This is a genomic window from Citrobacter sp. Cf087 (assembly GCF_030334285.1).
Classification (GTDB): Bacteria; Pseudomonadota; Gammaproteobacteria; order Enterobacterales; family Enterobacteriaceae; genus Citrobacter; species Citrobacter freundii.
Genome location: NZ_JAOWED010000032.1, coordinates 338,911 through 364,216 on the forward strand (window position 1 = coordinate 338,911; position 25,306 = coordinate 364,216).

25 protein-coding genes are annotated in these 25,306 nt (G+C 53.7%); 5 read left to right on the forward strand and 20 right to left on the reverse strand.

Features of this window, described 5'->3' with window-relative positions; translation table 11 throughout:
* Window positions 1-9 precede the first annotated feature (9 nt).
* From OGV57_RS23190 to OGV57_RS23230, 9 genes are all read right to left on the reverse strand, one after another.
* On the reverse strand, window positions 10-924 hold the full coding sequence (locus tag OGV57_RS23190) for an Rpn family recombination-promoting nuclease/putative transposase (protein ID WP_003844476.1): 915 nt from the start codon (window positions 922-924) through the stop codon (window positions 10-12).
* 211 nt (window positions 925-1,135) lie between these two features.
* Window positions 1,136-1,879 (reverse strand): 2-dehydro-3-deoxy-phosphogluconate aldolase, encoded by a 744-nt coding sequence (gene dagF, locus OGV57_RS23195; RefSeq protein ID WP_054528903.1) that lies wholly within the window; start codon window positions 1,877-1,879, stop codon window positions 1,136-1,138.
* Window positions 1,866-2,975, reverse strand: a complete 1,110-nt coding sequence (gene dgaE, locus OGV57_RS23200) for a D-glucosaminate-6-phosphate ammonia lyase (RefSeq protein WP_054528904.1) — start codon at window positions 2,973-2,975, stop codon at window positions 1,866-1,868. The genes dagF and dgaE overlap by 14 nt, the downstream gene beginning before the upstream one ends.
* 3 nt (window positions 2,976-2,978) lie before the next feature.
* On the reverse strand, window positions 2,979-3,839 hold the full coding sequence (locus OGV57_RS23205; protein ID WP_005121522.1) for a PTS system mannose/fructose/sorbose family transporter subunit IID: 861 nt from the start codon (window positions 3,837-3,839) through the stop codon (window positions 2,979-2,981).
* Window positions 3,836-4,585, reverse strand: coding sequence for a PTS mannose/fructose/sorbose/N-acetylgalactosamine transporter subunit IIC (locus OGV57_RS23210; protein WP_003023960.1), 750 nt, complete (start codon window positions 4,583-4,585; stop codon window positions 3,836-3,838). The genes OGV57_RS23205 and OGV57_RS23210 overlap by 4 nt, the downstream gene beginning before the upstream one ends.
* A gap of 25 nt (window positions 4,586-4,610) precedes the next feature.
* A complete protein-coding gene (locus OGV57_RS23215) occupies window positions 4,611-5,096 on the reverse strand; it encodes a PTS sugar transporter subunit IIB (RefSeq protein ID WP_003023959.1) in 486 nt (161 codons plus the stop codon).
* A 12-nt stretch (window positions 5,097-5,108) separates the two neighbouring features.
* Window positions 5,109-5,534, reverse strand: a complete 426-nt coding sequence (locus tag OGV57_RS23220; RefSeq protein ID WP_003023957.1) for a PTS sugar transporter subunit IIA — start codon at window positions 5,532-5,534, stop codon at window positions 5,109-5,111.
* Between the two features lie 211 nt (window positions 5,535-5,745).
* Window positions 5,746-8,544: a transcriptional regulator DagR gene (gene dagR, locus OGV57_RS23225; RefSeq protein ID WP_054528905.1), complete on the reverse strand. Its 2,799-nt coding sequence runs from the start codon at window positions 8,542-8,544 to the stop codon at window positions 5,746-5,748.
* A gap of 90 nt (window positions 8,545-8,634) precedes the next feature.
* Complete coding sequence (locus OGV57_RS23230) at window positions 8,635-9,051, reverse strand: GNAT family N-acetyltransferase (protein ID WP_003023951.1); 417 nt, start codon at window positions 9,049-9,051, stop codon at window positions 8,635-8,637.
* Window positions 9,052-9,181: 130 nt separating this feature from the next.
* Here OGV57_RS23230 and OGV57_RS23235 point away from each other — a divergent pair, with 130 nt between their 5' ends.
* Both OGV57_RS23235 and gmuD read left to right on the forward strand, forming a co-directional pair.
* Complete coding sequence (locus OGV57_RS23235) at window positions 9,182-9,475, forward strand: YicS family protein (RefSeq protein WP_003840665.1); 294 nt, start codon at window positions 9,182-9,184, stop codon at window positions 9,473-9,475.
* A 94-nt stretch (window positions 9,476-9,569) separates the two neighbouring features.
* The gene (gene gmuD, locus OGV57_RS23240) at window positions 9,570-10,952 is read left to right on the forward strand and encodes a 6-phospho-beta-glucosidase GmuD (RefSeq protein ID WP_048233063.1); all 1,383 of its coding nucleotides are present in this window, start codon (window positions 9,570-9,572) and stop codon (window positions 10,950-10,952) included.
* A gap of 49 nt (window positions 10,953-11,001) precedes the next feature.
* Here the strand turns inward: gmuD and nepI are convergent, their stop codons facing one another.
* A complete protein-coding gene (nepI, locus tag OGV57_RS23245) occupies window positions 11,002-12,192 on the reverse strand; it encodes a purine ribonucleoside efflux pump NepI (RefSeq protein ID WP_032937137.1) in 1,191 nt (396 codons plus the stop codon).
* A 214-nt stretch (window positions 12,193-12,406) separates the two neighbouring features.
* Between nepI and OGV57_RS23250 the strand changes: the two genes are divergently transcribed.
* Complete coding sequence (locus OGV57_RS23250; RefSeq protein WP_032937135.1) at window positions 12,407-12,766, forward strand: type II toxin-antitoxin system RelE/ParE family toxin; 360 nt, start codon at window positions 12,407-12,409, stop codon at window positions 12,764-12,766.
* Entirely contained in the window at window positions 12,750-13,073 is a 324-nt protein-coding gene (locus OGV57_RS23255) for a helix-turn-helix domain-containing protein (RefSeq protein ID WP_003023937.1), read from the forward strand. The genes OGV57_RS23250 and OGV57_RS23255 overlap by 17 nt, the downstream gene beginning before the upstream one ends.
* Window positions 13,074-13,139: 66 nt before the next feature.
* On the opposite strand, the gene OGV57_RS23260 is transcribed toward OGV57_RS23255, so the two are convergent.
* The 8 genes from OGV57_RS23260 to rbsK all read right to left on the reverse strand — a co-directional run bounded on the left by OGV57_RS23260 (window position 13,140) and on the right by rbsK (window position 22,125).
* Entirely contained in the window at window positions 13,140-13,592 is a 453-nt protein-coding gene (locus OGV57_RS23260; RefSeq protein ID WP_003023933.1) for a DUF1198 family protein, read from the reverse strand.
* Window positions 13,593-13,717: 125 nt separating this feature from the next.
* Window positions 13,718-15,109 carry a hexose-6-phosphate:phosphate antiporter UhpT gene (gene uhpT, locus OGV57_RS23265; protein WP_286531753.1) on the reverse strand — a complete coding sequence of 464 codons (1,392 nt, stop codon included), beginning with the start codon at window positions 15,107-15,109 and terminating at the stop codon, window positions 13,718-13,720.
* A 142-nt stretch (window positions 15,110-15,251) separates the two neighbouring features.
* Window positions 15,252-16,580 (reverse strand): MFS transporter, encoded by a 1,329-nt coding sequence (locus OGV57_RS23270; protein WP_003023927.1) that lies wholly within the window; start codon window positions 16,578-16,580, stop codon window positions 15,252-15,254.
* A gap of 9 nt (window positions 16,581-16,589) precedes the next feature.
* Window positions 16,590-18,092: a signal transduction histidine-protein kinase/phosphatase UhpB gene (gene uhpB, locus OGV57_RS23275; RefSeq protein WP_003844466.1), complete on the reverse strand. Its 1,503-nt coding sequence runs from the start codon at window positions 18,090-18,092 to the stop codon at window positions 16,590-16,592.
* Window positions 18,089-18,682: a response regulator transcription factor UhpA gene (uhpA, locus tag OGV57_RS23280; RefSeq protein WP_003023923.1), complete on the reverse strand. Its 594-nt coding sequence runs from the start codon at window positions 18,680-18,682 to the stop codon at window positions 18,089-18,091. The genes uhpB and uhpA overlap by 4 nt, the downstream gene beginning before the upstream one ends.
* Before the next feature lie 153 nt (window positions 18,683-18,835).
* Window positions 18,836-19,849 carry an aldose 1-epimerase family protein gene (locus tag OGV57_RS23285; RefSeq protein ID WP_054528906.1) on the reverse strand — a complete coding sequence of 338 codons (1,014 nt, stop codon included), beginning with the start codon at window positions 19,847-19,849 and terminating at the stop codon, window positions 18,836-18,838.
* A gap of 11 nt (window positions 19,850-19,860) precedes the next feature.
* Complete coding sequence (fucP, locus tag OGV57_RS23290; protein ID WP_003023919.1) at window positions 19,861-21,177, reverse strand: L-fucose:H+ symporter permease; 1,317 nt, start codon at window positions 21,175-21,177, stop codon at window positions 19,861-19,863.
* A 27-nt stretch (window positions 21,178-21,204) separates the two neighbouring features.
* Window positions 21,205-22,125 (reverse strand): ribokinase, encoded by a 921-nt coding sequence (gene rbsK, locus OGV57_RS23295; RefSeq protein WP_003844463.1) that lies wholly within the window; start codon window positions 22,123-22,125, stop codon window positions 21,205-21,207.
* Window positions 22,126-22,449: 324 nt separating this feature from the next.
* Here rbsK and OGV57_RS23300 point away from each other — a divergent pair, with 324 nt between their 5' ends.
* Window positions 22,450-23,235, forward strand: a complete 786-nt coding sequence (locus OGV57_RS23300; protein ID WP_003844461.1) for a DeoR family transcriptional regulator — start codon at window positions 22,450-22,452, stop codon at window positions 23,233-23,235.
* 1 nt (window position 23,236) lies between these two features.
* Here the strand turns inward: OGV57_RS23300 and ilvN are convergent, their stop codons facing one another.
* Entirely contained in the window at window positions 23,237-23,527 is a 291-nt protein-coding gene (ilvN, locus tag OGV57_RS23305; protein ID WP_003023914.1) for an acetolactate synthase small subunit, read from the reverse strand.
* A 3-nt stretch (window positions 23,528-23,530) separates the two neighbouring features.
* Window positions 23,531-25,219 (reverse strand): acetolactate synthase large subunit, encoded by a 1,689-nt coding sequence (gene ilvB, locus OGV57_RS23310; protein ID WP_054528907.1) that lies wholly within the window; start codon window positions 25,217-25,219, stop codon window positions 23,531-23,533.
* Window positions 25,220-25,306: the final 87 nt, after the last annotated feature.

A 25,306-nucleotide genomic window follows, 5' to 3' on the forward strand; every position in this document is an offset into this window, starting at 1 on the left:
AGAGAAGGATTAGTCTGAATGTGCCGCCAGTTCGTCCAACGAAAGTCCGGTAATAATCAGCACCAGTTCACGATCAATACCCTTCTCCAGCATGGCATGGGCTATCCGCAACGCTTCGTCTTGTTTACCTTCGAGTTTACCCTCTAATAAACCCCTTCTTCGCCCCGACTCGCGTAAGCATTCTGCAATAGTCATTAATCTCTCCTTGTGTTGGGGAACGCGTAAAGCCACCTCGCGAATAAACGCCTCGAAACGCGGTGCGCTGCCAGACTGCATCAGATAATTAAATAGCGTTTCTACCTGGCTGTCATTAGCGTATCCCTTAACCAGCAGAGCAACCAGGTTATCCACCAGCACCATCAGGTCACGTTCACGTATATGCTTCTGGACAAGCTCAAGTAGCGCCATCCGCCGATGCTGCATAATCTCATCATCAGACACCACCGTGATGTCTACCAGCGGGAAGGCAGAGCCATAAAGCTGCCGCGCAGTTTGTGGATCATCAAATTCATCCAGCCAACACAGCGAGTATGGATACGGGCTGTCAACGCCATGATAAAAAAGTATCGGCACCACCAGCGGCAGCGTTTTGTGTCCTGCATCAAGATGCTTCTGCATCGTAGCAATGGCATAACGCATCATCCTGAATGCCATATGAGCATCTGGCGAGCTTTGGTGTTCAATCAACGCGTAGATATAGCCTTTACCGGTTCTAGTTTTTAGCGACCACAGAACATCGGAATAGCTGGCACGCAGATCCTCCTCAATAAAACTCCCGGGTTCCAGTTTCAGTGTATCCAGATCGCAAAGCTCATGTAATGACGCAGGAAGATAGGTATCAAGAAAATCCCGCGCCGTATCTGGATGACCTAAGAATTTTTTAAACACCGCATCATGCGGTGTAGATGTTGTTGGTTTTTGCATGGCGGTCCGTCACCGGAAGAACAAGATGACGGGACATTACTCGCCAATGCTACAGACGACATCAGGGAAATTACCCCTTTGCGAGGCGTTTTCGAGGATAAATACATGCTGGTGCAATATATTCATTTTCAGGGAAGGGTGTTCGCAAAAATGCCCGGTAGCACCTAACGCTTACCGGGCATTTTTTGTGTGCCATCCGGCGATAGCAACATCACACCAGGGCTTTGACTATCTCCATCAACCTGATGATATCTGCAGGCCGGGTATTACCGGTCTGTGGGTCGATAATCGAGCTGTAAACATGCGGCATGACGCGCGGTACTCCTGCTTCCAGACAGGATTGCAGGATAATGCCGAAGTTATCGAGATCGATACCGCCGGTCGGCTCAATCAACGTCATGCCGTTGCACACCGCTGTCGTCGCCAGTGCGTACAACTCAGGCAGGGACTGCTCACCGCCCATCGGGAAGAACTTCGCCGCATGCGCGCCAGAGTCCAGCATCATGCGTACCGCTGCATCACAGGAAACGCGGGCTGGCGTGCCCTGGCTGCTGCTGACACCAGTGGAGATCAACACTTCCCCCGGCGTGCCAGTGGGACTGACTAACGCGTTGATATGGGTCTGTTCACCGCCCGTTGCCGCCAGCGCCCCAGCCGCAAAACCACAGCCGGTAAAGGTCTGGTTGACGTGTGCCGGATGGACCTGTGAGGCAATCATCGCCGCTTTGTAATACTGCGCCGGGTCGCCCGCCCCCAGCCCCACGGAAATCGACGGCACGTCGACCATCCAGCGTTTTACTTCCTTAACCCCTTCCTCAACCGAGGAGAACTGCGCCGAAAGAATGCCGATCACCGCGTGACCTTCGGCAGCGTCATAGATTTCCCGGGCGTTGGCGATATCCTTCGCCAGCACGTTAATAGCCACTTTATTGCGATAAAAATTAATGTGCTGCATGGTCTGCAATCTCCTTTAGTCGGGCCACGATCAGTGCCATTTCCCCTTCTGCGACCGTACGCGGGTCAAGACTAAAGACGCCCTGATGAAGGTTGTAACGGCGAGCGTAAATCGCGATATCACCCTCTCGCAGCTGCGCTTCTACGGCGTAAGCATCCATCCCCAGCTCTTGTGCATTCACCCGAATACGAATCCGCCAGATGGCGCGCCCGGCTTCGTCCTGCTCAATATCCGCATCCAGTCCGCGAATCGCTGAAATCGCCTGCGCCACGGGGCGAAGCTCTTCGGCGGTGACCACGGTTTGCCCCTGATGATAGTTTTCCAGGGCATACACCAGCCCGACCATATTCTCTTTGCCGATCTTCATCGCCCGGGCAATTCCGTGGTGCTGCGCTTTACACGCGGCAATCCACTGTTTCTTCCCGGTGATAAACCCGGAGGTCGGCGCGTTAAAGGCTTTTGCTCCGCTGTAGACCACCATATCCGCCCCGCTCGCCACCCAGGCGTGTAAGTCTTCCTCGGCGGCGGCATCGACAATCAGCGGCAGGTTATGAACCTGCGCAACCTGTACGAAGTCTGCAATGCTCAACATGCCTTTCTGCACGCAGTGGTGCGATTTCACGTACAGCAGCGCGGCGGTGTTATCGGTAATCGCGCTCTCCAACTGCCAGCGGGCCGCCAGATTACTTGAGCCAACCTCCACCACCCGTCCTCCCCCTAAGCGGATCGCGCTGGTGATGGGCGCCCCGTAGTCAACGTTATGCCCGCGCAGCATGACCACTTCATTGGCCATACCCGCGCTGTCCGGCATCAGCGTGACACTAGCCTGGTCACCGCGGGTAATGGCGGCGGCAACGGCAATCGCAATACCCGCCGAGGCGCACGAAGTAACATAGCTGTCCTCCGCGCCGGTGTAGCGGGAAACCAATTCACCGGTACGGTCCACCAGCCGGTCAATTTCAACAAAGGCCGAAGCTGCCCGCGCGGTGGCTTGCATCACTTCCGGCGCGACGCTGGAAACGCCCAGAATCGTCATCTTGCCACAGGCGTTAATCACCTGTTTTAGCCCCAATTGTTGATAGATATTCTGTGTCATGGCTTACAACACTCCCAGCAGCGAACAGACCACGCTGAGTGCGACAATCGACAGCAAAATCGTGGTGTAACGCGGCCCTTTCTTCACCAGATAGAAATAAATGGCGAACACCGCCGCCAGCGGCAACAGACCGGGGGCAATAGAGTCGAGGATTTGCTGAACCACCACTTCAGAGCCTTTCAGGGCGCTGAGTTTTAGCGGCGTGGTGATCTTGACGTAGCTCGCAGAAAGCGCGCCCATCATGATCAGGCCCAGCACGTTCGCGCCGTAGATCAGTTCCTTTATTCGCCCTCCCTGCAGCAGACCAATTATCGAGTCACGTCCCAGCGTATAGCCTTTGTGCACCATACCGTAGCTGATTGCCAACGTAATGGCCGGGTAGAGGATTAACGGTACAATTCCGCCCATCGCGCTGCCATTTGCCGCGAATGGGATAAAAATAGCAATTAACAGCGGCATCACGGCGGCCCAGATGATCGAGTCCCCCATCCCGGCCAGCGGTCCCATTAGCCCGGTTTTAATCCCGGTAATTGAAGCATCGCTGATCGGCTCGCCGCGGGTTTTCTGTTCCTCCATCGCAATGGAGATCCCCTGAATCACCGCCCCGAACGTCTGCTCTGAGTTGAAGAAGTTCAGATGGCGTTTCAGCGCTTCTACCTGTTCCTCTTTTTGCGGGTAGAGCTTTTTGATGATCGGCGTCATCGAGGCGCAGAAAATCAGGCTCTGCAAACGCTCATAGGAGCTGGAAACTTCTGCACCCAGCCAGTAGATAAACCAGGCTTTGGTGATATCGGCTTTGGTCAGCGTGCCGCTTTCACGCGCACGCTCCACCAGTTCATGTTGCATTACGTCGCTGCTCATCATGCTGCTCCTTCATTTTTCGCCAGACCTTTAATCAGGAAAGCCACGCAGGTACCAAAGATTGCCATCGCCATGATGTCTACCTTCAGGTACAGCACCGCAAAGAAACCGCCGATAAACCACGGCAGAAGGCTCTTTTTACCGATCACCATAATGGTAATGGCGAAGCCCAACGCTGGCAGAATGCCGCCCATAATTTCAAAGGAGTGCGTCAGCCAGTGCGGCATCAGCTTGAGGAAGCTTTCCACCACGTCCTGACCAAAATAGTTGGCGGCGAAAACCACCGGGAAACGCAGTACAAGGCCAAGCAACGCCGGGTAGAGGAATGCACAGCGCATAATGCCCGCCATATTGGCCGTTTCCGCATGCTTGTCGGCCATATGCACCCACGCTGCGTTTAACGTGCGGCGCAACTGGTCGAGGAACACGCCGATGACGCCAAACGGGATCGCCAGCGCGATAGCCAGGTTCGGGTCCATTCCGGCCTTCACAGCGATAGGAATTGAAATACAGGCGGCCAGCGCAGGATCCGACGGGACGTTACCGCCTGGCGTAGAGGTCACGCCGAGATAAACCAGCTGCATACCGGCACCGATGATCATCGCCGTTTCCATGTTGCCTAACAGCAAGCCAACGAATACGGCAATCACGACCGGTTGCAGCAGCATAGCGGAGAAGGTGTAGCCAAGGCGTAATCGGGCAAACCAGTAATACAACCCCATCAGGCTTGCAAAGACTAAAGTATCCATAGTTAAGTACCCTGTTATCAAAGAATTAGAATTTTTTCAGGATATCGTCCAGCGACTGAGGCTTATCTTCCGGGATAGTCTGGAAGAACACCTGAATCCCACGATTTTTCAGGTCGCTCAGAATGCCGACGTCTTTTTCATCCAGCGTAATGTTCTGGAATACCGCTTTGCGGTTTGGCCCACCGCCCAGCCCACCGACCTGAATGGTAGTGACGTCAAACCCCAACTGGACCGCTTCCTGAACCGCCGCCAGAGAAGGGAACAGCACCAGCACTTTGCCGTCACCAAGCTGGTTTTCTTTCCAGGCGGCCGCAAAACTTTGGTTACCAAAGCAATCCACTTTGATGTTTGGCGGCGCGGCCATCAGGTAGATGTTTTTCATAAACGGATCGGCATCCAGCTCATCGCTAACCACCGCAATCCGGTTGGCCTGAGATTGCCCAACCCACTTGGTCACCACTTGTCCATGAATCAGACGGCTATCGATACGACATAAGACGATGTTTGCCATGATGTTTTTTCCTTATTGTGATTGTTGTAATTGACGCACGTGGGCGACAACGTCCAGGCAACTGCTACGCCCGGCGTCGACCAGTTCAGCCACGCAGGTGGTCAACTGGCCATGCTCGCGTTTGTCGAGCGCCTCCAGCAGCAAAGAGGCGTTGAGCCCGGAAATAACAGCCACCGGGTAATCGGCGCTCAGCCGCGCCGCCACGTTGGAGGTGGTGCCGCCAATAAAATCGGTCAGGATCAGTGAGCCTTCCGGCATGGTTTTCACTACGGCTTCGACGCGCTGATAAAACTCGCCGAGCGTATCAACGGGCATCAGCGCAATTTCCGTCACGCCTTTGATTTCACCCATCACCATGCGCAGGCTGTTGCAAAGCTGTTGCCCCCAGCCGCCATGGGTCAGCAGCAGGATCTGGGGCAAGGATTCAGTGGTAGTCAAAATGGCCTCCTGGCTCGATTACATGAGACTTGCAATGCCTGATGGCGCTTCGCTTATCAGGCCTACGGCAAGTGCTTTGTAGGCCGGATAAGGCGTTTTATGCCGCCATCCGGCAAACTCATCAAAGTAAGAGCAAAGGCTGTGCCAGAATTTGTGTCACGCGGGGAAGAGAGGAGCGCTGGCGAGGCAGAAAGCCGCGCCAGTAAAGGGATTAGCTATACAGCAGTTCGTAGATATAAAAATATTCCGCGTCCGATAAGCGAATGGCATAGGCTTCTTCGATCGGCAGGAAAGCGGATTTAATGACACTAAACGCGCGATTATCCAGATCCGGCTTGTTCTCCAGCGCCATCTGTAACGGTTTGCGGTTAATCACGATACGCTCGACCATACAGCAGCAGTGGATCAGGAAGCGCAGTGTCACCTGACGGCTCGGTTTGAGCGAAAGCGCGGTGGTCAGATGATTCAGCACGCCTTCCATCTCTTTGAGAATACGCTGCGGGTTGAGCACCGAAATATGGTTAATGATGCTCTCCATAGTCAACGCGCTGATAAAGCGCATCGCGCTGCGCTCCATCTCCAGACGGCGTTCGCTGCTGGAGAGATCTGGCGTCAGCAGGCTGAGTACCAGCTCGGGGCCTTGCTCAGAGAACAGCTCCTCGAGCGAGATAAACGGAATATCCGGCAGTCCTGGCTGGAAAGTGCCCACTATTCCCGCCAGGCGTTCACTGGCGTTAATCGCCTGCTGAACACGCTCCAGGCTGCGAACTTCGTTGTAATCGAGGATAACCATCCGCGTATCCTGCGACATCAACTCACCGAAGCTCTCCTCCAGCACCTTTTTGATTTTCTCTGCCGTTCCCATCCCGGTGATGCAGGAGATAACCAGCACTTTACCGCTGTTTTCCTGCTGCGGAGTACAAAGCTGACAGGGAATATTTTTGCTCTGCATCAACGCCGCCAGCTGCGGCAAGTCGCTGGTTTCGTAGCTTAAATCCAGCCCAATCTCCAGCAGGCTGGTGAGCGTGATATTGGGCATTAACAGTACGTCTATCTGGAATAACTTACTGATCGTGCTGCCAAAATGGACCAGTGAACCAATATCCACCATCAGGATCAATCGGCGATATTGCCGGGTCTGGATCATCTGCGTCAGGGCTTCCAGCGTGTCATGCACCGACTGCTCGAAAGGCATATCGATAGCGCTGAACACCTCGCGCTCCAGCACGCGATTCACGTACTGCGCCTGACTTGTGGCGGTCGTCGCACCGTGGGCAATCAAAATCACCCCGCAGTCAGGACTGGCGTCAATCCGTTGGCGGTAATGGCGACACTCTTTGAGGAACAGGCACAGCCAGACCACCTCCGTCGCCGGACACTGAATATGCAGCAGTTCATTGATTTTTCGGCATAACAGCGTAGCGTTTTCGTATTCATCTTTGCAGCGATCGAGGATCAGGCTGGAAGAATAAAGTTGCGGAATAAGGCCGCGTTGCACATAGCCAATCAGCGCCAGGAAGTGTTTGCGCAGCGGGTTAACCAGATTTTCCGGCAGCGTAAAACCGAGCACCTGTTCAACGCAGCCGATCAGCAGCGTGACTCGCTCTTCAATCTGATCGCCATAGCGCGGAGGATGCGCCACGCTGTCGCGGCTGTAGAGACCATATTCAAATATCGAACTGAGCTTGTTTTTGAGGATTGCCAGCGTTTCGGCTGGCGGCACGTTGCTGTTACGCAGGTTGATATATTCGCGGGTCAGGAAGCTGTAGAAAAGATCGCTCTCTTCAATTTCGGCTCCGGTGGCCAGCGAATTTTTCAGCGCGGGCAGCGTGCGGGCATCGATGCTCAGGTGTTCTTTGCCTTCGAACAGCGCTCCAACCAACAGACGTTGTTCCGGCGTGGCGTTAAAGGGGATCTCGGTCAGACGTTTATCCAGCTGTAGCGTGTCGCTGTGCTCGGTCATCCCTGAGGCCCAGGCCTGGGCGCAGAGAAACTGAATGTCACTCTTAAGCTGACCAATGTTGCCTTCCAGCGGCTTGTTCAACAGCCAGAGCAGCAGGGTACGGTCGATGCTTATCGTACGCTCGATTTTGCGGCTCTCACGCTGTAAGAAGCCAACGATCAGTTCAACCTGCTCTTCCACCGAACGCTGGCGGATGCCGGGGAGATCGATACATACCTGAATACGTCGCTGGAAAGTGCGCAGCAACGCCGAACTTACCGGTTCGGTGGTCGCACATATCAGGCGAACCGAGATTGACCGCACCACGGCGCTGGAACCCAGCGGCCGGTATTCGCCTTTGTCGAGAATAGAAAATAGCTTTTCCTGACCTTCATACGGCAGACGATGCACTTCGTCGAGCAGCAGATAGCCGCCGTCGGCTTGCTCGACCAGACCGGGTTTATTTTCATTTGCGCCGGTAAATGCCCCCTGTCGATGACCAAACAGGTGCGAAGAAAGCAACTCCGGGTTATGGGCGTATTCCGCGCAGTTAAAGTAAACCAGCGGCGGCGACGCTCCCACTGCGCGTTCGCAGGCGAAACGATGCATCAGTTCGGCAAAAAAGGTTTTGCCGACGCCGGAGGGACCGGTCAGCAGAACGTGCAGCCCGTGGGGATACAGCACCGCCGCGCGGCCTTTTTCCACCGCGTCGCGCAGGCTGCGATCGTAACCAATCAGGCCAGAAAAGGGATCGTCTGTCGCCTGGTTTTCCTGAACAGGCAACAGGTCGGCAACGGTTTGCACTTCACGCTCGGACTCATCCAGTTTGCGCCCCAGCAGCGTTTCAATCGCCTGACGATGCAGAAAGAATACCGGGCGTCCGCGGCTTTTAATCGCCAGGCCGTCGTTCCAGAGCTGATTGAGATCTTTACTGACCGAGTTGCGCGCCAGTCCGAGGTTAAAGCCGATAGCTTCTGCTGTGAACGCCGTTTCCTGCGCCAGATGGGCAAGATTCAGTCCTCGCGTCAGCCGTTCCAGCTCCCCCAGTATTATCTCAATCCGTCTCATCTCTTTACCGCTTAAGAAATAAATGATTGTTCAGAACATACACTATTCTGCTGCGCAAGAAAGTGAGGCGGCGTCCAGAGCTTCCGGTCATCAAAACGTTTTCGACAAATAATGCCGCGCGGAGCCGGTTTCCGGAAAGTTATCGAGGGTCATTTGCAGCTGATAGCCGTTTTTCTGATAAAACGGCAGCGCCTGGAAACTCATGGTATCCACCAATGCATGCAGGCATCCTCTCTCACGCGCTGTCTGCTCGGCAGCCTGCATCAATTTTGTGCCGTAACCGCCTTTGCGCAGCGAATCATGCATCCACAGGAAATCAATGCACAGCCATTCGCCTTTGATTTTGCCAATCAGCCCGCCCAGAATTTCATTGCTTTCATCGCGCCAGTACACCGCCAGGTCGCCAAAGTTGGTGGTTCGCAGGAACTGGCGGTTGTAGGCGCGCAATCCGGCAAGCAGGGCATTTTGATCGTCTTCGGTAATGGTATCTGTAATCTGTATTTGCATCCTATCCTCCTGAAAAACTACAACTTCTGGCTGATTATTTGTTTAGAAATTAACACAGGCTGATGAGTGAGACGCATGCCGTCTACACTTACTCTTGAGATGATGCGCATCGACAACAAGGATTATTATCATGAAACGAGCCGCTTTACCGCTTATTGCCATTCTTTTCACGCTGCCGGGTTTAGCGCAGGCCGATTCGGCTTACGGCTCTCTACAGTCCGTTCATGAAAAAAATACTGTATTGAAGGACTTACGCAAGATTTGCACCCCACAGGGGTCGCCATCCGATGACGTGTGGGAAAAAACGATTATGTCTGATACACGTAATCAGCAGCATATCCGCGAGGCTATTCTGGCAATACAAAGAAATAACCAGAACAACTACTGGGAAGCACTTGGCAAAGTTGAATGCCCGGATTTATAAGCATCTTGTTGTAAAATGAGCACTGTAACCGGTTTCTGTGTCGCAAAAACACGTATTGTTGCCAGAACGTATAAATAGCAATGGAGCAATAACAATGCGATACCGTTTTCCAGAAAACTTCTGGTGGGGCAGTGCCTGCTCGGCACTGCAAACCGAAGGGGATAGCCTGAACGGCGGCAAAAGCCAGACCACGTGGGACGTGTGGTTCGACCGTCAGCCAGGTCGTTTCCACCAAGGGGTTGGTCCGGCAAACACCTCAACCTTTTATCAGCACTGGAAACAGGATATCGCACTGCTCAAGCAGCTGAAGCACAACAGCTTCCGTACATCTCTGAGCTGGTCACGCCTGATCCCGGACGGTACCGGCGATGTTAATCCGGAAGCCGTCGAATTCTATAACAACGTCATCGACGAGCTGCTGGCGCAAGGCATTACGCCATTTTTCACCCTGTTCCACTTTGACATGCCAATGGTGATGCAGGAGAAAGGCGGCTGGGAAAACCGTGAGGTGGTTGAGGCGTTTGGCCGCTACGCGCAGACGTGTTTTACATTGTTCGGCAACCGGGTGAAGCACTGGTTCACCTTTAACGAGCCTATTGTCCCGGTGGAAGGCGGCTATCTGTATGACTTCCATTACCCAAACGTGGTGGATTTCAAACGCGCGGCCACCGTGGCATATCACACTGTACTGGCGCATTCCACGGCGGTGCGGGCGTATCGCGCCGGAAACTACGGCGGTGAGATCGGTGTGATCCTAAATCTGACACCCTCTTATCCACGCTCTCAGCACCCGGCGGATGTGAAAGCCGCGCACCATGCGGATCTGCTGTTTAACCGCAGCTTCCTTGACCCGGTACTAAAAGGGGAATATCCGGCAGATCTGGTCGAATTGCTGAAAGAGTACGATCAGCTACCAACCTGTCAGCCAGGCGACAGTCAGCTCATCGCCGAGGGGAAAATCGACCTGCTCGGTATCAATTATTATCAGCCGCGTCGCGTGAAATGTCGTGATACTGCGGTCAATCCAAACGCGCCGTTTATGCCGGAGTGGCTGTTTGATTATTACGAAATGCCGGGGCGTAAAATGAACCCTTACCGTGGCTGGGAAATTTATGAGCCTGGTATTTACGATATTATTACTAATCTTCGTGATAATTACGGCAACCCACGCTGCTTTATTTCTGAAAACGGTATGGGTGTGGAAAATGAGCAGCGTTTCGTTGAGCATGACCAGATCAACGACAGCTACCGCATTGAATTTGTTTCTGAGCATCTTAAATGGCTACATAAAGGCATCAGCGAAGGTTGTAATTGTCTTGGCTACCATATGTGGACTTTTATTGATAACTGGTCCTGGCTCAACGGATATAAAAACCGCTACGGTTTTGTCCAGTTAGATTTAGACACGCAAAAACGTACGGTGAAAAAGAGCGGCGAATGGTTTGCCCATACTGCCGAAAACAATGGTTTTAATTAAAAATAACCAGGATGCCGGATAGCGATCCGGCATACCGAGCTTTAGTTTATTACATACCCTTTATGCGAACTTTTGCTGCCACCAGAAGCGCCGTCAGCAGCATCAGACTGCCGGAAAGCATCAGGGGTGACAGCAATCCGAGAGTATCGAGCGCATAGCCTCCCACCGCAGCCCCACAGGTATTGGCAAGCTGGATCACGGCGACCTGCACCGATCCGGCTTTTTCTGCCTGATCGGCAAGCGAGCGCGTGATCCACGTCGACCAGCCGACCGGTACCAGCGCAAACAACAGTCCCCAGATAATCGCAATACCCGCCGCCACCACTTTGTCACTGCCCCACAGAATCAGGACCAGTGCACTGAGCGCCAGCACCAGTGGCGCACCGGCTAACGCCAGTTTGACCGAACGCTTCAAAATCATCGACGAAAGCGACGTACCAACAAAGCTGGCAATACCGAAGCTCAGCAGCACCAGCGTCAGGCCATCAACGTCAAAGCCCGCCAGATTCATATAGATCGGGCGAATATAGGTAAAGAAGGCGAACTGCCCGGCAAAGGACATGAAGATGGCAATCATCCCGGCCATCACCCCCGGTCTCTGCAGCAGGCTGAACATGTTTTGTTTCTGATGCGAAGGCTCGCCAGGCAGCGAAGGCAACGCTCTCACCACCCAAATTGTGCACAGCACGCCCATCACCGCCGCCGCATTAAACACATTACGCCAGCCGATAATGCCGCCTAAAAAGCTCCCCAACGGCGCGGCAATCACCAGCGCGATGGAGACTGCGCCAAAAATAACCGACAGCGCCTTCGGCACCGTACGTGCAGGAACCAGACGCATGGTCAGCGACGCCGACATCGCCCAGAAGCCACCAAGCGCCAGACCGAGACAGGCGCGGCCAACGAGCAGCAGCGAAAAAGAGTTGGCAAAGGAAACCAGCAGGCAGGAGAGCGTTAGCAGCACCGAAAACAGGATCACCACATAGCGACGATCGGTCGCCTGAATAATTTGCGTCACAAACAGGCTGGCGAACATGGCGACAAATGCCGTCACGGTCACCGATTGCCCCGCCACACCTTCAGAAATCCCCAGATCCTGCGCCATCGGCGTTAACAGGCTAACGGGCAGAAACTCAACGGTTATCAGGCAGGCAACACAGAACGCCACGGCAAATACCGCCGACCAGTTAGGTCGGGAATTTGCCTCAGCGCGGGATTTTTGTTCAACAGCTTCACTCATTTTGTTACCTGCGTGGGGTTATTGTAGAAAAGTTACGCAGTGTAACATTAAATTTGTGACGTATTTAACGTTTCAGCAACTCTACCGTTTTGCATTGTCACTTGCGTAGAGGCTCGCACATTCCGAACGTGGCTGATTTTTCCCCTTTTTACAGCTAACTAAATGCATAGTATATCACCAGGTGCTATATTTATGGTTACAGGATGTCAACCCGATGCGAGTGTTCAAAACCAAATGGTTTACCAGGGAAGCGAAATCTCATGCGATTAATGACAATGAATTATGTGAAGCAATAGCCGCCACTCTTCAGGGAAGAGCAGACAATCTCGGCGGAGGAGTTTATAAAAAGCGGCTTAATCAAAATCGCGATCGCGCCATCATCCTTGCGAAAGGCGGAGAGCATTGGTTTTATACGTTCTTGTACGCCAAGCAGAACATAGCAAATATTAACAGTAGCGAGTTAAGCGGCTTTCGTGAACTGGCGAAGCATTATGCAAGCCTCGGTGATATGAAAATAGCAGCACTGATTCAGAGTAAAGAACTGGTAGAGGTCTGTCATGACAGCAAAGAATAAATTCAAAAGCCCTGCCTTTGAAGCCATCCATAGCGCAGCTTCTGGATTATTTAGCGTTGGTGCAATTCCACAGGAAACGATGCGCGATTTTGACAAAGCCAGTCTTAGTCACGTGGAAGATCTTCAACCGACTGAGATTAAAGCATTGCGTGAAAAGCTAAATGTAAGCCAACCCGTTTTTGCCCGTTATCTGAACACCAGCGTATCGACAGTGCAAAAATGGGAGAGCGGAGCTAAACGACCTGGTGGGATGTCATTAAAACTACTCAGCATCGTGCAAAAACATGGCCTGGACGTTCTGATGTAATTAGCCACTGCCAGATAGCGACACGTTTTGTCGACCTGAGAACCGTAACGCCATCAGGCATGACTATCAATGCAACCAATGCACGCCATCTTCGGGCTGGAAAAAGGCGTTATAGCGCATTTGAAACGCATTAAGCTCCTGCATGTCCGGCTCCATTTCGCGCAAAAAACCGAGCGCCAGACGCACCTGCGCGTCGGTAATCGGCGCGGCCAGCCGAGCTTTTTGCAGCCAACGGTGCCACTGCAGCAGATTCGGCTCACTGCCGTCGACAATCACGATTTGCCAGATCAACAGCACCTGGGCCGCATTTTGCAGATGTGATTCATCAGGGCGGTGGAGGTACTGTAAAAAAGCCTCACCCTGTACTTTTCCCATCTGATCGATCATCGATTCTACTGGCACGACATCAATGTTCAGTCGCTCGCTCAGACGGCGAATTGCCCGCCGTGAACCGGACGTCAGCACCCGAAATCCCACCACAAAAACAACCACCAGGGTGGCCAACATTATCCAAATCATGCGCACATCCATTACCAGACAGGATGCCCATCATAGCGGCAAATTTATCGCTGTCGATGGATGAACGCCACGGCATAAAAAAGCCCGCCATTAAGGCGGGCAAAAGTTACCAATGCACACTTAACTTAAGCGACTTTCAATTGTTGAATCTTTTTCTCGCGGCGAATTTTACGTTCTTCAAACACGGCCACGATGGCCATCAGACAGATACAACCGATGGCGGCGGTGTCCAGCGCGGCGAAGGTTCCTGCCCAGCCGGTGAGGCCGAAAATCGGCGTGCCGTCGGCAATCATCCCCAGACCAAGCTTGGCGAAGCTGTCACCAATCAGATAAGCAAAGGTGCCTTTAATCCCATCGGCTGCGCCGATCGCTTTTTTCGGTACAAATCCGACTGCCGCAACGCCGATTAACAGCTGCGGACCAAACACCAGGAAGCCCAGCGCAAACAGCGAAGCCAGATAAACGTACTGGTTGCTGGCGTGCTGATAAACGCCCAGGGTGGCGATAATCAACACCAGCGCCACGCAGGCCACCAGCGCACGGCGGCCATTCGCCAGGTCAGAGAGCCAGCCCCACAGCAGCGTGCCGACCAGCGCGCCCACTTCAAACAGGGTAAAGCCCTGAATCGCCACTTCTTTGGAGAGCTTTAGCTCCTGGAAAGCGTAGACGGTGGACCACTGGTCAATACCGATACGCACTACGTACAGGAAGATGTTCGAGAAACATAACAACCAGATCACTTTGTTTTTCAGCACGTACTCAACAAAGATCTGCCATTTCGTCATCTCGTTTTCTTCGGTCTCTTTGTCTTCTTCGCTGATCTCCTCGCCGAACAACTCTTCAGCTTTACCAAGACCATAAGATTCCGGGGAGTCACTGCCGTAGCGCAGGCCGATAAAACCAACAATCAGCGCGATAATCGACGGGAAGATAAACATCCCGATGACGTGACCGTCGAACAGATAGTTAGCGCCAAACAGCGCCACGCCTGCCGCACCCGCACCGCCGAGGTTGTGGGAGATGTTCCACATACCGAGGTAAGAACCCCGCTTGCGACGCGGCGTCCATTTGGTGATGGTGGAATAGCTACACGAGCCGCCGGTACTCTGGAAGAAACCACTCAGCGCATAGAAGGCAATCATCAGGAACAGGCTGGTTGAACCCGCACCCATGCTGGCGCTGAAGCCGAGCATACAGATGGCAGAGAGGATCAGCATAAACGGCAGGAACTGCTTGGTGTTTTTGCCGTCCGCGTAGTAGGAAACCAGCGTTTTTCCCACGCCGTAGGTGATGGAGAAGCCCAGGCCAATCATCCCCAGTTGCGTCATGCTCAGCCCGTAGGTGGAGATCATGTCGTTCTGCGCGATGTTGAAGTTTTTGCGGATCAGGTACATGGTCAGGTAGCCGATAAAGACCACCAGATAGGACTGCATGAACGGTTTGAACCACATTTTGCGCCGCACATCGAGCGGCAGATCCAGGGTCGGCTTGCGCACCTGGTTGAGAAAGGCCAGCATTTGACACTCCCGAGCTAATTTTTATACCTGCGAATAGCAGGCATTGTAAAAATCAGCCGGGAGACGTGCCTGAGACAGCGTCCAGGTGAAACCGGGAAAATTTCTTAGTTTTGCCCCACTCAGGGCAAAAAGGTGAGGTGCATCACGCTTCGTTGAGATCGCGCGGAGCCTGGGCGTTTAAAAACGGCAGCAGCAGCAGCGCGGAAATCCCCGCCGCAATGGCGATCACCACAAAAAACCCGGTCCAGTGCCAGACCTCCATCACCTTCGCCAGGGGCCAGCCGGAGAGCGATGCCCCCAGATAGGCAAACAGCCCAACAAAACCGGTTGCTGCACCTGCTGCCTCTTTGTGCGAACACTCCGCTGCCGCCATGCCGATCAGCATCTGCGGGCCGAAGACGAAGAATCCGGTGGTGAAAAAGCACGCTGCCTGCATCACGTAGCTGGCGAACGGCATCAGCCACAGCGAACCAACGGAGAGCAAAATTCCGGCGGCAAAAATCAGGTTCATTGGACCGCGGTTGCCGTTAAACAGCTTGTCCGAGCCCCACCCCGCCACCAGCGCACCGACAAATCCACCCAGTTCGAACATGGTCACGGCGGTATTGGCAGTCACCAGATCCACACCGAGCGTCTCAGACATGTACAGATTGCCCCAGTCATTAATCGCTGCACGGACCACGTATACCAGCACATAACACAGTGACAGCAGCCAGATATAAGGATTCAGCAGCACATAGCGGGTGAGGATCTCTTTGCGGCTCAGCCCTGCACCTTCCTGCTGCTGAGCAATTTCTAGCTCATCATGCCGCCAGTCGCCAATCGGCGGCAGGCCAATCGCCTGCGGTCTGTCGCGCAGCCGCCAGCAGAGGAAAACCCCCACCACAATCGCCAGCAACCCGGCAATCATCATCCCGGCGCGCCAACCGTAGTGCAGCGCTGTCGCCGCCATCACGATAGGGATCAGCGCTCCGCCGACGTTGTGCGCGGTATTCCACAGCGCCCACCAGCCGCCGCGCTCGGTACGCGAATACCACGCGGTCAATAAACGCGCGCAGACCGGCGACCCCCAGCCCTGGAAAAAGGCGTTCAGCGCCCACAGCACCGCAAAGGCCCACAGTGAGGTAGAGAATCCAAACAGAATGTTCACCACGCCGGTGGCGATCAGCCCGATGCCCATAAAATAGCGTGCGTTGGAGCGGTCGCTGACGATACCGGAAACAAACTTCGACAGGCCGTAGGTGATGTAAAACAGCGTCGCCAATAGCCCAATATCGCTGCGAGTCAGCACACCGCTGGTGAGAATATCCGGTACGGCGGCATTGAAGCTTTTGCGTGTGAAATAGAACAGTGCATAGCCGAGCCAGATAGTGGTCAGAATATGCCGCCGCCAATAGCGATAGCGGGCATCCACTTCCTGCTTGTCAGTGATGAGCGGCGCATTGGCCGGGGCTTTTAAAAACGCAAACATGGCCGCTCCTTACACATAACGTTGAGGCAGTGACACGCTGACCCGCGTGCCGTGCGTACAGGAAATCGACAGCGATCCTCCGAGGGCGCTAATCCGTTCACGCATCCCGGTGAGGCCAAATCCATGCTGATTCGACCCTGGCGGCAGGCCGCTGCCGTCGTCCTCAATCACCAGCATCAGCCGTTCATCCTGTTGCCAGCCCTGAAGCGTCACCGCGCTGGCGTTGGCGTGCTTAACGATGTTGTTCAGTCCTTCCTGACAGACGCGAAACAACGTCACCCGCTGGCTTTCGCTGAGTGCAGATTCGTCAATTCGCCAGTCCAGATGGCTGACGATGCCGCGGCTTTCCAGCTCCATTTCGCGCATCAATGAGCGGATGGCCTGCTCCAGCGTGAGATCGTCCAACTGGCGTGGTCGCAGGCGGCCTAACAGGCGACGCACCGAATCGTACACGCCGAGAGAAAGTTGTTCGATGTGTGCCCCGCTACGCTTCACCCCTGCGTTTTCCGGCGCCAGGCGCTGGACAATACCCGCCTGGGTACGAATGGCGGTGATGGTTTGGCCGATATCATCATGCAGTTCGCGCGCCACGTCCCGACGCACGCTCTCTTCGGTCTCCAGCAGGCGTTCAGCCAGACGATGGTTGCGCGCTAATTCGTTTTGCAGCGACTGGTTAAGCTCACGCAGACGCTGAATGCCCGCGCCGAGCAGCAGCCCGGTCAGGCTTTGCACCAGCAGCGAGAGCAACAGGTCGACGGGATGATCGTGCCAGGTCTGGCTGGCAATCAGCGCGATGGCGTTCATCAGCGTCGCAATCAGCGCCCCCTGCCAGCCGTAGTGCCAGGCCAGCGCAATGATCGGCAACGCGAGGCAAAACGGCGTGAAGCGCGAAAGCTCGGCGGGTAAACCGAGCTGTAGCCACAGGCTGACGCTAAACAGCAGCAGGTACCAGACCAGATGCCGCCCGCGCCAGTTCACCGGCTGCGACACCACCGCAGGGCCCAGCGGCAGCCAGGTGGTGCTGGTCAGATAGTGCCAGAACACCAGGCAGATCGGCGCCAGCGTTAATCCGCCGGTGAGCGTCAGCAGCAGCGCGTTCCATGCCTCTTCACCCTGCCCAAGCCAGGGCAGCGATTGCAGCAATGCCGCCGCCGTAAGCGCCGCGCCCTGCAACAGCAGCGTACGCCAGTCACGCTGATGGCGGTATCGCGATATCAGCATCACCGGGAGTAACGTGAGGAAGCTGCCGATCATCAAAAGTGGCAAATGGGCCAGCACCACTTCCTGTGCCAACCAGAAAAGAAGCAGCCATTCCGCGCCCAACAGCACCGGCCAGTAGTCACGTGGACATTGCAGCATCAGCCCCAGACGCAGGCCAAACGGAAACAACAGTACCGCCAGCTCCGGGCGCTCAACCAGATGCAGGCTGATGCTCCACAGGCAAAACCACGCGGCAGAGAAGATAAAGAAGCAGGCAACAACGGTGATTAACCGGGAACAGAGCGTGTTCATTGCCAGCCGTCAAACATCCGGCGGGCCAGTTCGACGTCGTTACTGACGCCCAGCTTTTCCATCAGGTTGGCGCGATGCACGTGCACCGTTTTCGGCGACAGACCCAGTTCAGCAGCAATCTCTTTGACCGCCATACCTTGTGCCAGTTTTTCCGCTACCTGACGTTCGCGTTTGGTGAGCGGATCCTGACGACCAGCCGCCAGTTTGACGGCGATGTCCGGCGTCAGGTAACAGCCGCCGGTCGCAACGGTATGCACCGCTGCGATCAGCTCATCCGGGCTACAGCGTTTAGAAAGGAAACCACGCGCGCCCGCGTTGAGCGCCTGCTCCACCAGCGCCGGGCTGTCGTGGACGGAGAGCATGATAATCGCCATTCCTTTTGGTAACTGGCTTAACAGTTCAAGACCGGAGATATCTGGCATCGAGATATCACAAATACAGACCTGCACGCCGCGTCCCGGTAATCCCGCCAGCGCCTCACTGCCTGAGCCAAACTCAGCCACCACCTGCAAATCAGGTTCCAGCCCCAGCAGTTGGGCAAAGCCGGAGCGGACGATAAGGTGGTCGTCAATAAGGGCAACGGTAATCATGGGTTCATCCTGGCGCTAAGACATGCCTGATGGCGCTGCGCTTATCAGGCCTACGGGCAGGTGCCGTTGTAGGCCGGATAAGGCATTAATACCGACATCCGGCAAAAGCGCTTACCTTAACGATAAGTGCTTTGCTGTTCAAGCCTTGAGCGATCAGGCTATGCCCGTTGTGACGGTAAATGTGCGGGTGTGTTTCGGTTCTATCTGAATCAACGTCCCGTTTCGTTCCGCCGCCAGGAAGCCTTCAGGTCGACAAGTCGCGGGTAGGGCGAAGGCTGCCACCTGCTGATCGCCGTTATAGAGGATCCAACGGGTGACATAATTCAGCTCCGCGCTGGAGAAACGCGTCACGAACGTGGTGCCATCAGGTGCGATCATGCTAAATTCAGGCTTATCTGTGTATCTATCCAGTTGGTCAGCGAAGAAAACGATTTCCGGATCGTAAAAATCGGGTTCATTAAGGCGCGTCAGCGAAGCCTCACCCTGAATAATCCGCTGATTAAACGCCAGCCACTGCTCGGTAGGCTTAACATGTGCGGGTACCGATTCACGCAGCGTTATGGCTTCATCCGGGATATTCTGGCTGAAGGTCGCTTCCGGGACGTAGGCATAGTTCATATGGCACATGTACTGCAAAGGCATTACCACTGAAGCGAGGTTAGTGACCGACATCTGAATATCAAACAGCGCGCTCGCCTTGCGCATGACCACCGCAGGATACGCCTGATAATGATGACCGAACCCCATCACATACTCGTAGCGTCCGCTCACGCGCAAATTCTCGCCTTCCAGCTCCAGCCAGGCCTCATCCATCGCAGCACAGGCCATTTCACCATGCAGCGGGTGAGAATCCTCCGGCGACGGGCAGCCATTAGCCAATAGCCCCGAGTGGAAAGCAAAGCAGCCGTAGGTCGCGACCACTTCTGCAGCCGGTTTTGGCTGACTGAACATGTTGCGCATGGTCAGATCATGCCCGTCAAACTGCGCATCCCAGATCATCTGCCCCATCCAGGGCAGAATAACCAGATGTCCACGACTGTTTTCTATCTTCAGCCCTTCCACTCCGCTGGCGTAACGAAACGCGGTAACCGTGAAATCGCTATTTTTCAGTAAGATTCGCGGATGCTCTGCAAAGAGTTCCCGCCACAGCGTGATACGTGTTGTCATGATCGTTCTCCTCAGGAAACCGTCGCTTCAGCCAGATTGTTGCGTACTTTGCTCTCACGCCAGAAGTAGATTCCGACGTACACGAAGCACAACATAGAAACCAGGAACGAAAGTTGCAGCGAGTGGAACATATCAGCCACATAGCCCTGAATTGCCGGAACCACCGCCGCACCGACAATCGCCATGACAATGACAGCTCCCGCCATTTCAGTATGCTCGTTATCCACGGTATCCAGCGTACCGGCGTAGATTGTCGCCCAGCAGGGTCCAAACAGGACGCTCACCAGCACGGCGACGTACACGGCGCTGAAGCTTGGCGCCAGCGCAACATAGACGAGGAACAGCGCGCCAATGATGGAGTATAGGATCAGCACTTTTTCCGGATTGAAGCGCGTCATCAATATGTTGGCGATAAACTTCCCGATAAAGAAGCAGGCAAAGCTATAGACCATGAAGGTTGAGGCATCACGCTCGTTGATATCACCCAATTCCAGTGCCAGACGGATAGTGAATGACCACACCGCAACCTGCATCCCCACATACAGGAACTGCGCAACAATCCCACGGCGGAAACGGGCATTGCTGGCCAGATAACGCAGCGTATCCATCGCTGACGGACGCTTATGACTCGCCGTTTGCGCGACTTTGCAGGTCGGGAAGCGGGTCAGCAGGAACAACACCATCACCACAACCAGTACCATAATCATGTACTTGTAAGGCTCAAGGGTATTTTCCAGCATCAACACTTTAAAGTTGTGGATCTGTTCCGCGTTCATCCCAGCCATCTGTTTTTCCAGACTCTCACCTTCAGAGAAGACCAGATATTTGCCCAGCAGAATACCGGCGGCGGCGCCAATGGGGTAAAAGGTCTGGCTGATGTTCAGGCGTAAAGTGGCATACGCTTTTGGGCCGATCATGGAGCTGTAGGTATTAGCTGCCGTTTCCAGGAAGCTCAGGCCAATCGCAATCGCAAAAATTGCCGCGAGGAACATGGTGTAGGTGGCCATGTGCGATGCCGGGAAAAAGAGCGTACAGCCAACAATATATAGCGTCAGCCCCATTAAGATGGCAATTTTATAGCTGGTCTTTTTAATCACCAAAGATGCAGGAATCGCAATTAAAAAATATCCGCCATAAAAGGCACTCTGCACTAATGCCGAGGCAAAGTTGCTGAGTGAAAATACGCTTTTGAATTGCGTAATCAGAATATCATTTAATGCGGCTGCGCATCCCCATAATGGGAATAAACAGGATAACAAAATAAACTGGAACAGAGGCGTCTTATTCAGATAGCCGTCGGGCATCTGAATGATGTTTTTATCGTTCATAGTGCTACCTTTTACAATGCAGGAGTATTATTCGTTTAAGGTAAGAAACTCATTAAATTGTTCGATGCTTGGATAAGATGATTGAGTGCCTTTCCCGGTAACGCTAAATGCAGCGAAGAGAACGGCTTTTTTCATGGCGGCTTCGACATCACCGCTTTGAACGTAATAATGGGCAAAACAACCGATGAAAGCGTCGCCTGCGCCACTGGTATCGACAGCGTTCACTTTAAACGCCGGAACATGGACTTCCTGGTCACGCGTCATCCACAACGCACCTTTCTCACCCATGGTGACGATAATATTGTTCAAACCTTTATCAACCAGAGAACGTGCCGCTGCGCGAATATGGTCATAAGTATCCACTGGCATACCGGTTAATATTTCCAGCTCGGTTTCATTCGGCACAAAAAAATCACATTTACAGGCATAAGACATATCTAATTCCCGTAATGCAGGAGCGGGATTTAGTAACACTTCAATACCGTGTTTTTTGCCAAATTCAATCGCGTGATAAACAGTTTCCAGCTGCACTTCCAGTTGCAGGACAATAAGCTGACATTTTTTCAGATCTTCCGCCGCACGATCGATATCTTCCGGGGAGAGAAATTTGTTCGCTCCTTTAATAATCAGAATACTGTTGCTGGAGTTCGCATTAACAAAGATCGGTGCGACACCGCTGCTGGTGCAGGGTACCTTTTCGACATAGGTGGTATTAATCCCCCAGGATTCGAGATTGCGAATAGTGTTATCCGCAAAAATATCATCACCGACTTTTGTCAGCATCAGTACTTTGGAATTGAGCTTAGCTGCCGCAACGGCCTGATTTGCGCCTTTGCCCCCGCAGCCAATTTTGAACGCCGGCGCTTCCAGCGTTTCCCCTTCTTTGGGCATCTGGTTGATGTAGGTGATGAGATCCACCATGTTGGAGCCAATAACCGCGATATCCATTTTACTACCTCTCAGAAACAATCACACTAGAATGATATTAAAATAACATTATCATGTTACTTTCGTATCATTTGTGACTAGGATCGCGATTAGAAGATCATTTTATTGTTTATTTATTACGCTAAATGTTGCGACCCCATCACACTACAAATAATGAAGTTGCTTACAATTGACTGAAAGTTAACTGGATATAATCAATAAAACGTGAAAAAACACGCTTTTATTTCCGAATAGTCAGACGTATAGTAATACGGCAATGCCATGTTCTCAGAAACACAAAAATGTTACTGAAGGAACATGGGAACATGATTCGTGGAGAAGCACATGGAAACTAAGCAAAAAGAACGTATTCGACGTCTGATGGAATTGTTGAAGAAGACCGACCGAATCCATCTGAAAGAGGCGGCACGAATGCTGGAAGTTTCCGTGATGACTATTCGTCGGGATCTCAGTCAGGATGACGAGCCGTTACCGCTTACGCTGCTCGGTGGTTACATTGTGATGGTGAACAAGCCCGCCGCCATCGTTAATGCCCCAGTGCCTGCGCAAAAACAGTATCACCGCGACGATTTACCGGTTGCCATTCTGGCCGCGGGACTGGTAAGTGAAAATGATCTGGTCTTTTTTGATAATGGTGCGGAAATGCCGTTGGTGGTCAGCATGATCCCGGATGATATTTCCTTTACCGGAATTTGCTACTCGCACCGGGTATTCGTGGCGCTAAATGAAAAACCCAACGCCACGGTGATTCTTTGCGGAGGCACCTATCGGGCGAAAAGTGACGCCTTTTACGATACCAGCACCCCCTCTCCGCTGGATGCGCTCAACCCACGAAAAGTATTCATCTCCGCCAGCGGCGTCCATGAGCATTTCGGCGTTAGCTGGTTCAATCCGGACGATCTAGCCACAAAACGCAAAGCAATGGAACGCGGATTACGCAAAATTCTGCTGACGCGCCGCGCCCTGTTCGATGAGGTCGCCCCCGCCAGCATTGGTCCACTCTCCACCTTTGACGTACTGATAAGCGACCGTCCGTTACCGGCAGATTACGCAACCCACTGCCGGAACGGCTCTGTCAAAGTGATCACCCCGGATTCAGACGGCGACTAACTCACTCAAAGAACACGGTGATTTTGTTAAACATCGACGGATCGGACTGATTGCGGGCCACTTTCACCACATCTTCAAGCTTGTCGATCTGGCTTATCATCTGCTCAAGACGTTGATCGTCGTTGACCAGTAGCCAGATGCGGCTCTTATCGCTGTCCTGAATCGGTAGACAGAGGATGCCTTCTACGTTGAACGCACGACGGGCGAACAGGCCGCAAACGTGAGTCATTACGCCCGGATGGTTACGTACGGTGAGTTCCAGGATTACGTTGTCATGAGTCTGCTGTTGCATGGCTTATTCCCCCACCATTTCTGTGTTTGCCGCACCCGGCGGCACCATCGGGTACACTTTTTCTTCGGCATCGATGCGCACGTGGATCAGCGCAGGTCCTGGGCGATTAATAATCTCCTGCAACGCTGCCTGTGGGTCCGCTTCGTTATTCAGATCGCAGGTTTCGAGACCAAACCCGGCAGCTATCTGCATAAAGTTAATCATCCCCGGATAGGTCGCGGCAAAAACGCCCTGCTTATAGAACAGACTCTGCTGCTGATATACAAGACCTAACGCTTCGTTATTCATCAGAATGATTTTAATATCCAGCTGATTTTCGCTGGCGGTCGCCATTTCCTGAATATTCATCATCAGGCTGCCATCGCCGGAGAAGCACAGCACTTTTTTGTCTGGGTTAGCCAGGGCCGCACCAATCGCCGCAGGCAGGCCAAAGCCCATGGTTCCCAGACCGCCGGAGGTCAGCCACTGGCGCGGACGATTCAGCGGGTAAGCCTGTGCCGCCCACATCTGATGCTGGCCTACGTCGGTGGTGATAATGGCGCTGTCGTCTACGCAGGCAGCCACGGCGTTGATCAATCCATAGTGGCTGAGCGGATTTTTTTCCTGGGGGATCGCGCACGGAAATTCTTGCTGCAGGTCAGACACCAGTTGATGCCACTCTTCACGCGGCTGCGCTTCAATCTGCGGGATCAATTGTGCCAGAACCTCATCGACATCTGCCTGGATCGCCACGTGCGGCTGTTTGATTTTACCCAGCTCCGCGCGGTCAATATCCACGTGAATGATTTTGGCATTCGGGCAGAACTGTTCGGTTTTACCAATCGCCCGGTCATCAAAACGTGCGCCCAGGACAATCAGTAAATCCGCTTCTTGCAGAATAAAGTTGGTGCTGCGCGCGCCATGCATGCCCAGCATGCCTAACGACAGCGGATGCGCTTTTGGCAGCATACCGAGCGCCATCAACGTCATGGTGGTTGGCAGTTTTGCTTTTTCGGCCAGTTCACGCACCCTCTCAGGCGCATTAATTACGCCGCCGCCGAGATACAGCACCGGGCGTTTGGCGGCGTTAATCATAGCTGCAGCATCGCGAATGCTGTCCTGGCTGAACGCTGGTGCCGCCATTTTCTGCGCGGGTTCCGGCATCTCTTCAATGTCAAAAACAGCGGTTTGAATATCCTTAGGAATGTCTATCCACACCGGGCCTGGACGTCCGGACTGCGCAATGCGGAACGCATCGCTCATGACCTGCGGTAATTCACTGATATGGCGGACCAGATAGTTGTGCTTAGTGATGGGGATAGAGATGCCGTAGGTGTCGACTTCCTGGAAAGCGTCGGTGCCGATCATTGAGGCCGGAACCTGCCCGGTGATACACACCAGCGGGATGGAATCCAGACGCGCATCGGCAATGGCGGTTACCAGATTGGTTGCGCCCGGTCCGCTACAGGCCATACACACAGCGGGTTTGCCATCGGTTCTCGCCATTCCCTGCGCGATAAACCCCGCGCCCTGCTCGTGGCGCGCCAGGATATGACGGATTTGTGTGCTTTGGCTTAAGGCGTCATAGACGGGAAGAATCGAGCCGCCTGGAATACCGGTGACGACCTGAATCCCCTGACGTTCCAGGAAATGAACGATGAATTCTGCGCCCGTAAAACGCGTACGCTTGGATGTTATGCCCGAACTTGCCATGCTCCAGTCCTTTTATTCTGGGCCTTTGCTCCGGGCAGGTCTCTGAAACGAAAAACCCCGCCCGGTTTGCGCCGGCGGGGTTTTGGA